The 12301-nt window shown below is 70.6% G+C and carries 8 protein-coding genes; 2 read left to right on the top strand and 6 right to left on the bottom strand.

The window, feature by feature from the left end:
- Nucleotides 1-102: 102 nt before the first annotated feature.
- From D581_RS0117970 to D581_RS0117945, 6 genes are all read right to left on the bottom strand, one after another.
- Nucleotides 103-2238, bottom strand: coding sequence for a TerD family protein (locus D581_RS0117970; protein WP_199787811.1), 2136 nt, complete (start codon nucleotides 2236-2238; stop codon nucleotides 103-105).
- 210 nt (nucleotides 2239-2448) lie between these two features.
- Entirely contained in the window at nucleotides 2449-3486 is a 1038-nt protein-coding gene (locus D581_RS0117965) for a LacI family DNA-binding transcriptional regulator (RefSeq protein ID WP_026290632.1), read from the bottom strand.
- 168 nt (nucleotides 3487-3654) lie between these two features.
- Nucleotides 3655-5124: a GH1 family beta-glucosidase gene (locus D581_RS0117960; protein ID WP_018958598.1), complete on the bottom strand. Its 1470-nt coding sequence runs from the start codon at nucleotides 5122-5124 to the stop codon at nucleotides 3655-3657.
- 66 nt (nucleotides 5125-5190) lie between these two features.
- The gene (locus D581_RS0117955) at nucleotides 5191-6111 is read right to left on the bottom strand and encodes a carbohydrate ABC transporter permease (RefSeq protein ID WP_018958597.1); all 921 of its coding nucleotides are present in this window, start codon (nucleotides 6109-6111) and stop codon (nucleotides 5191-5193) included.
- Between the two features lie 14 nt (nucleotides 6112-6125).
- Entirely contained in the window at nucleotides 6126-7124 is a 999-nt protein-coding gene (locus D581_RS0117950; RefSeq protein ID WP_026290631.1) for a carbohydrate ABC transporter permease, read from the bottom strand.
- 164 nt (nucleotides 7125-7288) lie between these two features.
- Nucleotides 7289-8611 carry an ABC transporter substrate-binding protein gene (locus D581_RS0117945; RefSeq protein WP_026290630.1) on the bottom strand — a complete coding sequence of 441 codons (1323 nt, stop codon included), beginning with the start codon at nucleotides 8609-8611 and terminating at the stop codon, nucleotides 7289-7291.
- Between the two features lie 307 nt (nucleotides 8612-8918).
- Between D581_RS0117945 and aspT (D581_RS0117940) the strand changes: the two genes are divergently transcribed.
- Together aspT (D581_RS0117940) and aspT (D581_RS0117935) are read left to right on the top strand one after the other, a co-directional pair.
- Entirely contained in the window at nucleotides 8919-10595 is a 1677-nt protein-coding gene (aspT, locus tag D581_RS0117940) for an aspartate-alanine antiporter (protein ID WP_018958594.1), read from the top strand.
- A gap of 1 nt (nucleotide 10596) precedes the next feature.
- Nucleotides 10597-12300, top strand: coding sequence for an aspartate-alanine antiporter (gene aspT, locus D581_RS0117935; RefSeq protein ID WP_018958593.1), 1704 nt, complete (start codon nucleotides 10597-10599; stop codon nucleotides 12298-12300).
- The last annotated feature ends 1 nt before the right edge of the window (nucleotide 12301 follow it).

Here is a 12301-nt window from a genome sequence, read left to right as displayed (position 1 = left end):
GTCTAGACCAAGACGGAGGCTAGTCCTGTCTTTTGGTCATGTCCATACCACTGAAGGCCCCGGTCCGAGGACCGGGGCCACCTGCTCGTCGCGGGCCCGACGTCAGTGCCCCGGCGCCTCCAGGTGGGCGACGACCTGGGCGTGGAAGCGGTCCACAGCCTCGTCGACACTGCGGATGAAACCGGTCTCGGCACTGCCTCGGCCGTTGCCCATGCCCTTGAACAACGAGAGCCGGAAGCCGGTGATCTGCGCCCCGTCCTTCGGAAGGATGTCGGCGGGCTCCGGGCGCAGTCGCTCCAGCGTGCCCCGAGGGCCGGTGCCCTCACCGTCGACGAGCGTCTCGATGTGCAGATCGGCGGGGGCCTCGGAGAGCCGCCGGACCAGCCTCTTGACCCGGCTGAGGGGATAGCCCGGCTCCGCGGCGGGGACCTCGATAGACGTACGGAGCTTGCCGGTGCGCAGGTCGGCGGTGATGGCCAGGACGCCCGGTGTGCCCTCGATGCGGATCTCGGCGCCGAGCCTCCCTTGCTCGCACAGGTGGTCGGCCAGCTCGCTGCGGCGGGCGCTCGGATCGGAGCCGCGCCGCGCACGCTGGACCGGCAGGACCTTCTGCCCCAGCTCACCGCCCAGCCGCAGACAGACCTGCCGCACCAGCCGCTCCCAGTTCTCGATGACCTCCAGAGCCCGGGCATCGCCCCGGCACAGGGTCTCGTCATCAATGCCCCGGCGCACCGGGACCCAGGCCGCGCCCATGTTCTGGAAACCGTGGCAGCCGGAGTTCTCGTGCTGGAGGTACTGGAGGAGTTCCTGGAGCAGCCAGGCGTGCGCCGCGTTGCCGACCCCCTCGTGGCGGATCAGCATCTGCGCCTGGTGCACGACTTCGGCCCAGGACAGGTGCCAGAGCGCCACCTTGTGCTTGCGCCGTCGGTCGATCCGCACGTCGACGAGCGGGCTGCCTTCGAGCGCTACGTCGTTGGACAGGGTGATCACCGCCTCGTACCCGCGACGGGCCGCGATGTCCATGTACGCCTGCACCTGTTCGGGCTTGAGCGCGTTCCCGTTGGTCTTGGTCTCGACGAGTGCGGTCCACAGCTTGCCCGCCCGCTCCACCCGGACCACGCCGTCCGGGCGGCGCGGCGATTCCCCGTGCGGCAGGGTCACCTCGGTGAACGTTTCCATCCGGCCGGCCGGTGCGCCGAACCCGGCGGTGAGCCGGCGGCCGAACTCCGGCACCTGGGCCATCACCGACAGCACGACGGAGGTGGCGCGCGTCTCGCGCTCGCGGTCGCTCTTGAGCGCCGACACCGGGAACAGCCGGGCGGTGCGCCAGGTGTCGTTGTCGGCGAGCGACTTCTTGGCCGTACGAGGAAGCGTGACCTTCTTCTTCGCCGTACGGGGGCGGCGGGCGGGCTTCGGCACGGGCGCGGGGTCGGCGGGCTCCGGCTCGGCGGCCGCTCGTGTCGCGGCGGGGGCCGCAGGCACCACCGGGTGCACCGGGTCGTCCGGACCGGCTCCTCGGGCCTGGCCGGGAACCCGCACGGGCGGCTCCGGTGCGTCCTGACCGGACCCTTCCCGCTCCGGCCCTTCCCGCTCCGGCCCTTCCCGCTCCGGCCCTTCCCGCTCCGGCCCTTCCCGCTCCGGCCCTTCCCGCTCCGGCCCTTCCCGCTCGGGCGCTTCCCCCGCCGGCCCTTCCCGCTCCGCGTCGTCGTCGATGTCGACGCCGTAGTCGGTGGCCAGCCCGGCGAGACCCGATGCGTACCCCTGGCCGACGGCGCGGAACTTCCACTCCCCCGAGCGCCGGTACAGCTCGCCGAAGATCACCGCGCTGACCTCGTCGGCCCCCTCCACCGCGAACCGGACCAGGCCGTCGCCCGCGCTGTCCGCGAGGGTGAGGCGGAGGTCCTCCAGCTCGCCGAAACGGGAGCCGGCGTAGCGGCTGGCGGCGACGACGACCTTCTCGATCTCCTGCGGGACGGCGTCGAGGTCGAAACTGATCCTGTCCTCGCTGCCGTCGGCCGTGGGCGTCTTGCCGAGCAGTTGCACGCTCCCGTCGCCGGCCACGGGGTTGTTGTAGAAGCAGAAGTCGACGTCGCTGCGGACCTTGCCGTCACCGTCCAGCAGAAGTACGGAGACGTCGGCGTCGCCTTCGCCCGTGGTGCTGCTCCACCCCAGGCTCACCATCACCGAGCCGACATCCTCGCTCAGCGTCGTCAGACCGACGTTGGCGCCCTTGACCATCTCGTGCACGAGGCCCCCCAGATGCACAGCCGCCCGGAACGCACCCCGGCAGCCCGCTGTGTGACGTGTGTGGTGCGTCACACAACCGCCGTACTCCGCGAACATTAGCCGCCGGAGTGAGGGAGCGTGAAGAACTGGTGAAATCCGGAAGGCTCGCCACCGCCGCCACGGCGGTGGCCGCCCCGCCGCGGTCACGACGAGTCAGGGCTGTCACGACGAGTCGCGGACCACCAGCTCTGTGGGCAGCATCAGCGAAGGGCGCTCGTCGCCCGGGGCCCGGCCCGCGATCTCGTCGAGGAGGAGCCGCGTCATCCGGCGGCCCATCTCCTCGATGGGCTGGCGGACGCTGGTGAGGGCCGGGTGCATGTGGCGGGCGACCACCGAGTCGTCGAAGCCGATCAGGGCCACGTCCTCGGGGATGCGGCGGTCCGCCTCGCGCAGGACCTGGCGGGCGCCGGCGGCCATCACGTCGGAGGCGACGAAGACCGCGTCGAGGCCGGGGCGGCGGGCCAGGAGGTCGCGCATGGCCCGCGCGCCGCCCTCCTCGGTGAAGTCGGCGGGGGCGATGAGGCGCTCGTCGGGGGCCAGGCCGGCGGCGGAGACCGCCGCGCGGTAGCCGTCCAGGCGGCGCTGGGCACCGTAGACCTCCAGGCGGCCGGTGATCGTGGCCACCTGGCGGCGACCCCGCGAGACCAGGTGCTCGACGGCGGCCCGCGCGCCCCCGAAGTTGTCGGAGTCGACCGAGGGCAGCGTCTCGGCCGCGTGCCGGGCACCGCTGATCACACACGGCATGCCCAGCTGCTCCAGGAGCTCCGGCAGCGGGTCGTCGGCGTGCACGGCGACCAGGAGGACCCCGTCGACGCGGTGGGCGGTGAGGTACTGGGCGAGCCGGCGGCGCTCGCGGTCGTTGCCGACGAGGGTGAGGAGCAGCTGCATCTCGGTGTCCGCCAGGGCCGCGCCGACGCCGCGCACGATCGCGGAGAAGTACGGCTCGGCGAAGAAGCGGGTCTCCGGCTCGGGCACCACCAGGGCGATGGCGTCGGTGCGGTTGCCCGCCAGGGCGCGGGCGGCCCGGTTGGGGACGTACCCCAAGTCGGCCACGGCCGCCTCGACCGCCTGCCGGGTCGCTTCGCTGACGCGGGGCGAGCCGTTGATGACCCGTGAGGCGGTGCCCCGGCCGACCCCGGCCCGTGCCGCCACCTCTTCGAGCGTGGGCCGCCCGCCGCTCCGTACTCGCGCTGCCGCCATGGCCGCCTCCCCGTTCCCGGTCAATTTCTCACAGCCGTACAGTCAATCCAAGTCCTGGACCGATCACCCCGACGAGCGTACGGACAGTGTATTGGGAGCGCTCCCAAGCGAGCGACGAAAAGGCGGTGGGCCCGGTCGGGGTCGACCGGGCCCACCGCTCTCACCGGGTCAGGCGTCCTGGCCCTCGGCCGGGGGCAGCGCGTGGCGGGCGATCACGTCGCCGTACCAGTGGGCGCTGGACTTCGGCGTACGACGCTGGGTCGCGTAGTCGATGTACACCGCCCCGAACCGCTTCGCATAGCCGTAGCCCCACTCGAAGTTGTCCATCAGGGACCAGAGGAAGTAGCCCCGTACGTCGGCCCCGTCGGCCGCCGCCCGGCGTACCGCCTCCAGGTGGCCCCGCAGATAGGCGATCCGCTCCGGGTCGTGGACCCGGCCGTCCGCGTCCGGGGCGTCGTCGAAGGCCGCGCCGTTCTCGGTGACCATCAGCGGCAGGTCCGGGTGCTCGCGCGAGACGTCCATGAGGAGGTCGTACAGGCCCTCCGGCTGGACCGACCAGTTCATCGCGGTGACCGGCCGGCCCTCGGCGAGGTGGAAGGCGACGTGTTCCGAGCCGGGCCACGGGGAGTGCTCGCTGCTGCCGTGGCCGTCGTTGCGGGTGTCCCCGGCGCCGGAGGGCGACGCGCTCACGATGGTGGGCGTGTAGTAGTTGACGCCGAGCACGTCGATCGGGGCGGCGATGGCGGCGAGGTCGCCCTCCCGGACCAGCTCGGACCAGTTCACGATGCGTTCGGTGTCGGCCAGCAGGTCCTGCGGGTACGCGCCCTTCAGCATCGGGCCGGTGAAGACGCGGTTGCCCACCGCGTCGATCCGGCGGGCCGCGTCGGCGTCCGCCTCGCTGCCGGTCAGCGGGCGCACCTGGTGGAGGTTGAGGGTGACCGAGGTCTGCGCGGCAGCGGGGAGGTTGGCGCGCAGCGCCTCGGTCGCCCGGCCGTGGGCGAGGTTGAGGTGGTGGGCGGCCCGCAGCGCGGCGGCCGGTTCGGTGCGGCCGGGGGCGTGGACGCCGGAGCCGTAACCGAGGAAGGCCGAGCACCAGGGCTCGTTCAGCGTGGTCCACATGGACACGCGGTCGCCCAGGGCGCGGGCCATGATGGCCGCGTAGTCCGCGAACCGTTCGGCCGTCGCGCGCTCGGGCCAGCCGCCCGCGTCCTCCAGCTCCTGCGGCAGGTCCCAGTGGTAGAGCGTGGCGACGGGCTTGATGCCGGCGAGCAGCAGCTCGTCGACGAGCGACCGGTAGAAGTCGAGACCGCGTTCCACGGCGGGCCCCCGGCCGGTGGGCTGGACGCGGGACCAGGAGACCGAGAAGCGGTACGCCTGGAGTCCGAGGCGCTTCATCAGGGCGACGTCGTCGCGGTAGCGGTGGAAGTGGTCGGCCGCCACGTCCCCGGTGTCCCCGCCGAGGGTCCGGCCGGGCGTGTGGCTGAAGGTGTCCCAGATGGAGGGCGTGCGGCCCAGCTCGGCGGCCGCGCCCTCCACCTGGTACGCGGCGGTGGCCGCCCCCCAGAGGAAACCGGTCGGGAAGGGGGCCGTGGCGGCGGGGGCCTGCTGCGGGACCGTGTCAGGTCGGACGGCTGTCATGTGGGAGCGCTCCCTGGAGGAAGTGAGAGATGAGAGGTGAGGAGAAAAGGGGGAGTGGGAGGGGGATCAGCCCTTCACCGCGCCGGACATGATCCCGCCGACGATCTTCTTGCCGAAGACCACGAACACCACCAGCAGCGGCAGCGTGCTGATCAGCGCGCCCGCCATCACGATGGACTGGTCGGGGGTGTACGAGGCGCTGAGCTGGCCGAGGGCCACCTGAAGGGTCGGGTTCTGCTGGTTGAGGGCGAGGTAGGGCCAGAAGAAGTCGTTCCACGCCTGGACGAAGGTGAGCATCCCGAGCACCATCATCGCGGGGCGGGCCACCGGCAGCACCACGCTCACCACGATGCGGAGGTTGTTCGCGCCGTCGATCTTGGCCGCCTCGATCAGCTCGTACGGCAGCGCCTCGATCAGGTACTGCCGCATGAAGAACACGCCGAACGCGCTCACCAGCGTCGGGAAGATCACCGATTCGAGCTGCCCGCCCCAGCCGAGGCCGGACATCATCATGAACAGCGGGACGACGCTGAGCTGCGGCGGGATGGTGAGGGTGGCGATGACCGCGGTCATCAGCCAGCCGCGGCCCCGGAACCGCATCTTGGCGAACGCGTAGCCGGCGAGCGTGCAGAAGAAGAGCGTCGCGAGGGTGATCGAGGACGAGACGATGACGCTGTTGAGGATCGCCTTGCCCAGGTTGGCCTGTTCCCAGGCGGTCTGGACGTTCTCCAGCAGCTTGCCGCCCGGGAGGAACGGCGGGGTGGAGGCGAGGACCTCGTCCTGGGTGCGGGAGGCCGCGACCAGGGTCCAGTAGAGCGGCAGCAGCGAGCCGAAGCCGACGACGGCGAGCGCGATGTACGCGAACGGGCCGCCCTTCATCTGCTGGCCGGCGCCCATCTTGAAGCGGCTCGGGCGCCGCGGGGCACTGCCCTCCGGGGCCGGCGCGAGCTTCACGGGGGCGGTGTGCGTGGGGCTGGTCATGGTCATGGATGCGCTCCCGGTCAGACCGCGGACTTGCGGACGAATCGGCCGATGAACCAGTTGGCCGCGGCGATGAGGAGGAGAAGGGCGAGCATCGCCCAGGCGACGGCGGCGGCCGGACCGAGATGTCCGAGGTTCCAGCCGTAGTTGTAGAGGTAGATGCTGAGCGTCTCGTACTGGTTCTCGTTGCCGCCGGTGGCGCCCAGCGCGCCGCCCTCCAGCAGCAGCGGCTCGCCGAAGAGCTGCATGGAGCCGATGGTGGAGATGACGATGGTGAACAGGATCGTCGGCCGCAGCGAGGGGATGGTGACCTTGCGGAACTGCTGCCAGCGCGAGGCGCCGTCCAACGAGGCCGCTTCGTAGAGGTCGTTGGGGACGGCCTGCATCGCGGCGAGGTAGATCAGCGCGTTGTAGCCGGTCCAGCGCCAGATCACGATGATGGAGATGGCGAGCTTCGACGTCCAGTGGCCGTTGGCCCAGTTGACCGGGTCGAAGCCGACGAGGCCGAGCGTCCAGTTCAGCAGTCCGCCGTCGGCCCGGAACACCAGGGCGAAGACGAGGGCGGCCGAGGCGACCGAGGTCGCGTACGGGGTGAGGATGATCGTGCGCCAGAACGTGCTCGCCCGCAGCCTGTAGTTGAGGAGGTGGGCCAGGCCGAGGGCGACCAGGAGCTGCGGGACGGTGGAGATGACGCCGATCAGGAACGTGTTGCTGACCGAGGTCCAGAACTCGGGGTCGTGCAGGATCTTGTCGAAGTTCTCCCAGCCCACCCACTCCATCGAGTCCAGGCCGGTCATCTCCACCCGGTGCAGGGCGATCCAGCCGGTGTAGAGGAGGGGGTAGAGCCCGAAGGCCCCGAAGACGAGGAAGAACGGGGCGATGTACGCGTACGGCGACGCCTTGTCGTCGAACCGCCACAGCCGGCTGCGCCACAACTGACGCCGTTCGCTGGGTGGTTCCTTCTTCGGGTCACGGGGCGGGGTCGCGTACGCATCCCGGGTGGGGGTCGAGGTTGCCACGGGCGGGGAGTCCTTCCCTGGGTGCGCCGACGGACGGCCGGGGCGGCTGGAGGGGTGGGCGGCTGGGGCGGGCGGCTTGGAGGGGCGGCCGCCGGGGCGGGCGGGTGTCGCCCGCCCGCCCCGGCGCGGGACCGGCTCGGGCCGGTCCGGTCACGTGCGGAAGGTCAGCCGATGGCCTTGTCGATCGTCCGCACGGCCGCGTCCCAGGCGTCGTCGGGGCTGGTGCCGCGCTGCTCCATGTTGTTGATCTGGGTGGAGATGGAGTCCTTGATCACGCCGTCCTTCGGGCCGAGGACCGCCTCGGGGATGGACTTCGCGCCGTCGGCGTAGATCTGGCCGATGGGGGCGTTGTTGAAGTACGGCAGGGTCGCGTTCTTCACGTCGGGCAGCTCGTAGGCGCCCTGGTTGGACGGGAAGACGCCGATCGCCTTGAAGACGGCGGCCTGCTGCTCGGGGGCGGTCAGCCACTTGACGAGCTTGGTGGCCTCGGCGACGTTCTTCCCCGACTTCGGGACGGCGAGGAAGGAGCCGCCCCAGTTGGCGGAGGTGCCGCCGGGGGCGCCGGTGATGTCCCACTTGCCCTTGTTGGCGTCACCGGCGTAGGTGGAGATCTGGCCGGCCATCCAGGCGGGACAGACGACGGTGGCGACGGTGCTCTTGCGCAGGGCCGCCTGCCACTGGTCCTCGAACTGGGCCAGGCCCTGCGTCAGCTTCTTGGACGCGGCCTCGGCGGCGAGCTTCCAGCCCTTCTCGACGCTGGCGCTCTTCTCGTAGATCGGCTTGCCGCTCGCGTCGTAGTACTGCTCGGGGCTGGAGCTGACCACGGCGTTGAACATGGCGCTCGCGGAGTCCATGAAGTAAGTGCCCTTGGGGGCCTTCTTCTTGTACTGCTCGCCCAGCGCGAGGAAGTCCTCCCAGCCGCCCTCGGTCAGCTTCGCGACCTCCGCCCGGTCGGTGGGCAGTCCGGCCTTCTCGAACAGCTCACGGTTGTAGCAGAGGGACATGGGGCCGATGTCGGTGCCCGCGCCGATGACCGCGCCACTGGGGGCGGTGGCCTGCTTCGCCTTCCACGACACCCACTCGTCCACGCCGATCGCCTTGGAGAGGTCGGCGAAGGAGTCCGCCTTGGTGTCGACGATCTCCTTGATCCGGCCGACCTCGATGCCCTGGACGTCGGCGAGGCCGCTGCCGGAGTTCAGCTGCTGGAGGAGCTTGGGGTAGTAGTTCTTCTCCTCGGCGGTGGTGTCCTCCTTGACCGTGATCTTCGGGTTCAGCTTGTGATATTGCTCGAAGAGCCCGGCCTCCTTGTAGCCGAACTGCCCGAAGTCGGCCAGGGTCAGGGTGATGTTCCCGTCCGCGTCGGCTCCCTTGTCCGAATCGGACGAGCCGCCGCATCCGGTGAGGAGGAGGGCGGTGACCGTGAGGCCCGTGGTGGCCACGAAGGCGGTTCTCCTGCGTCGACCGGCAACGCTGCGGGTGATGCGCATTCCACTGCTCCTTGTTCCGGGAAGAGGAAGCGCGCGAGACCTTCCCCCAGAGTGGGAGCGCTCCCATGCGCCGTTGCCGGAAGGTTGCTGCCTGAAGGGGGTGGGTGTCAAGAGTTGAAGACGATTCCGTTGCCGAGGGATGTCCGGCGGGTCACCGAGGGGATGTTGGGCCGCCCTCCCGTCGGAAGGTGAACGGGGGCAGGCCGGGCCGGGCGAGCTGCCGGAGGACCCCACCCCTGTTAATTTCTCCTTTATGTACCTTTTGATCATCCTGGTCGCCGACACCAGCCCCGGTGAGTGAGGCGGGATGGGCGTCCTGCGCGACCATCCCGAACTGGCCCTCTTCTTCTGCCTCGCGGCCGGCTACCTCGTCGGCAAGCTCCGCGTCGGCCCGATCACGCTCGGCGGCATCTGCGGCACCCTGATCGTGTCGCTGCTGCTCGGTACCCGGCACGTCAGCGTCGACGACGACGTCAAGACGGTCTTCTTCGCGCTGTTCATCTTCTCGCTCGGCTACATGGCCGGACCGCAGTTCTTCGCCAACCTCAACCGCAAGAGCCTGCGCTTCTTCACGCTCTGTCTGATCGAGGTGGTCTGTGTCCTGGGCATCGCCTACGGGCTCGCCAAGGCCTTCGACCTGGACGTGGGCACGGCATCCGGAATCCTCGCCGGGGCGGCCACCGAGTCCGCCGTCGTGGGGACGGCGACCGAGGCCATCGGCAAGCTGGAGGACCTGACCTCCGAGCAGATCAGCCAGTACCAGGGGCACGTGGCCACCGCGTACACGGTCTGCTACCTGTTCGGCCTGATCACCATCGTGCTCTACACCAGCCAGATCATGCCGATGCTGCTGCGCATCAACCTGGCCGACGCCTCACGCGAGCTGTGGGAGAAGATGCGCGGCGGTCAGGGCGGGCTGGAGTCCGACGAGCGCGAGGCACTGCCCGGCATGGTCGGCCGCACCTATCTGGTGACGCTGGCGGACGGGCGGACCGTCGGTGGTCTGGAGAGCGCCCTGGGCGGCCGGATCACCGTCGAGGGCGTCAAGCGCGGCAGCAAGCTGCTGACGCCCTCTCCCGGCCTTGAGCTGACGCTCAGCGACCTGATCCAGGTGGTCGGGGAGCGGGCGGCCATCATCGAGGCGGGCCGGGAGATCGGCCCGGAGACCCCGGCGGTGCCGGGGCTCGACACCCCGCTGGCCACCCGTCAGGTCGCGGTCACCGAGAAGGAGACGATCGGCGCCACGATCGACCGGCTGGAGAAGCGCCATCCGGAGTTCCGCAAGGACGGCGTCTACGTCACCGACGTACTGCGCAACGACCAGCACCTGCCCGCCAGCGGGGAGACGGTCCTCGCCCGGGGCGACGTGCTCACCCTGGTCGGCGCCCGGGGCGGGCTGAACCGGCTCGTCGCGAAGCTCGGCGCGGTGGTGAAGAACGACGCCACCGACTTCATCTACCTCGGCTTCGGCATCGTGGCGGGCTCCCTGCTCGGCCAGATCGTCGTGAAGCTCGGGGACATCCCGATGTCGCTCGGCACCGGCGGCGGCTGTCTGATCTCCGGCCTGGTCTTCGGCTGGTTCCGCTCCCGCAGCCAGACGTTCGGGGCGTTTCCGCCGCAGGCGGCGAGCACGCTCAAGGACATGGGGCTGGCCGTCTTCATCGCCTGTACGGGGCTGGCGGCGGGGCCCCAGGCCTGGCCGCTGCTGAAGGAGTACGGGGCGCTGCTGCCGTTCGCGGGCATCGCCATGGTGCTGGTCCCGGCGACGATCTCCCTGGTCGTCGGGCGCAAGCTGCTGAAGATCGAGAAGCCGCTGCTGATCGGCGCGATCGCCGGACAGCAGTGCTCGACCCCGGCGATCACCTCCATCACCCAGGTGGCCCAGAGCTCCGTACCGCTTCTCGGCTACACGATCACGTACACGCTCTCCAACTTCCTGCTGCCGCTGACCGGGCCCATCCTCGTCGGCGTACTGGGGGCGTGACGTGATCGACTTCCTGAACCGGAACATCTTCCAGCCCCACCCCGAGCTGCTCGTCTTCCTCGTGGTCGCGTTCGGCTTCCTGCTCGGGAAGGTCCGCTACCGGGCGATCGCACTGGGCGCGGTGACGGGCTGTCTGGTCGCCGGGCTGCTGCTCGGGGCCCAGTTCGAGGTCCAGATCGACGACACGGTGAAGAACCTGTTCTTCATCATGTTCCTGTTCGCCCTGGGCTACCGGGTCGGCCCGCAGTTCTTCCGGGGGCTGAAGAAGGACGGGCTGCCGCAGGTCGTCAACGCGGTGGTCGTCTGTGTGACCGGGCTGCTGGTGTCGTGGCTCTTCGCGCACCTGCTCGGTTACGGTCCCGGGCTCGGCGCCGGCCTGATGAGCGGGGCACTGACCCAGTCGGCCGCGATCGGGGTCGCCCAGGACGCGATCGGCACCCTGCCGGGCCTCTCCCCCGACGAGGTGAAGACCCAGGAGAACCTGGTCGCCGTCGGGTACGCGGTGACGTATCCGCTCGGCACCATCCTGTGCGCGATGCTCCTGGCCAACGTGCTGCCGAGGCTCTACCGCCGTGACCTGGCGAAGGAGAGCGCGGAGCTGGCGGCGGAGCTGGACGCGCCGGACGAGAGCCCCGACGAGGGCGAGGGCTACTACGAGGTGGTGCTGCGCGCGTACAGCGTCCAGCGGCCCGACCTGGTGGGCCGCTCGGTGGCGGACTTCGAGGAGCAGCAGAAGGCGCTGGGCCGCCGGGTCTACCTCACCGGGATCCGCCGCGACGGCACGGTCCTGGAGCACGACCAGTCCCGCACGCTGCGCCTCGGCGACACCGTCGCGGTCAGCGCCATCCGGGGCGACCTGGTGGCGTTCGACGCGGTGACGCACATCGGGCCCGAGGCCGACGACGTGACGCTGCTGGGCTACCGCACCGAGACGCTGCACGTCGTCGTCTCGGAGAAGGCACAGCTGGGCCGGACCGTGGAGGAGGTGCGGCGGGAGCCGTTCATGGTCGGCGTGTACATCGACAAGCTGTACCGGGCGGGGGCCCTCTTCCCCTACCGGCTGTCCACGAAGCTGGAGCGCGGCGACACGCTCGTCCTCACCGGGCCGGAACGCCTGGTCGGCCCGGCGGGGAAGGCGCTGGGCAAGCCCGTCCCGACGAGCTTCGCGACGGACATGGTCTGGGTCGGCCTCGGCATCTTCCTCGGCGGCTGCGTCGGTATTCCGGCGCTGACGGCGGGCGGGGTGCCGATCTCCCTGTCGACCTCGGGCGGCGGCCTGATCATGGGGCTCGTCTTCGGCTGGATCCGCGGCAAGTACCCGACGTACGGGAACGTGCCGCCGGGCGCGCAGTGGTTCATGGACACGCTGGGGCTCTGCCTGTTCGTGGCCGTCGTCGGCATCAACGCCGGGCCCGGTTTCACCAGCGGTCTCTCCACGGCCGGCTGGGGGCTGCTGCTCCTGGGCGCGGTCGCCACCGTCGTGCCGCTGCTCGTCGGGTTCCTGGTCGGGCACTACGCGCAGAAGATCCGCTTCCCGGTCCTGATGGGGGTCCTGGCGGGCGGCCAGACCACCACGGCGGCGATCGGCGCCGTCAACGAGACCTCGAAGTCCCAGATCCCCACCCTCGGCTACACCATCCCGTACGCCGTCGGCAACGTGCTGCTGACGGTGTGGGGCGCCGTGATCGTCCTGCTCAACCACTGAC

Source organism: Streptomyces sp. CNB091 (genome assembly GCF_000377965.1).
The sequence above is the reverse complement of the archived record's forward strand: the minus strand, read 5'-3'. Positions and strand labels throughout refer to the sequence as shown.

Excerpts from the sequence above, each read along its gene's own strand:
- D581_RS0117965 (WP_026290632.1), bottom strand. The coding sequence starts at position 3,486 with ATGGCGGCAGCGCGAGTACGGAGCGGCGGGCGGCCCACGCTCGAAGAG.
- D581_RS0117955 (WP_018958597.1), bottom strand. The coding sequence starts at position 6,111 with ATGACCATGACCAGCCCCACGCACACCGCCCCCGTGAAGCTCGCGCCG.
- D581_RS0117945 (WP_026290630.1), bottom strand. The coding sequence starts at position 8,611 with ATGCGCATCACCCGCAGCGTTGCCGGTCGACGCAGGAGAACCGCCTTC.
- aspT (WP_018958594.1), top strand. The coding sequence starts at position 8,919 with ATGGGCGTCCTGCGCGACCATCCCGAACTGGCCCTCTTCTTCTGCCTC.
- D581_RS0117960 (WP_018958598.1), bottom strand. The coding sequence starts at position 5,124 with ATGACAGCCGTCCGACCTGACACGGTCCCGCAGCAGGCCCCCGCCGCC.
- D581_RS0117970 (WP_199787811.1), bottom strand. The coding sequence starts at position 2,238 with ATGGTCAAGGGCGCCAACGTCGGTCTGACGACGCTGAGCGAGGATGTC.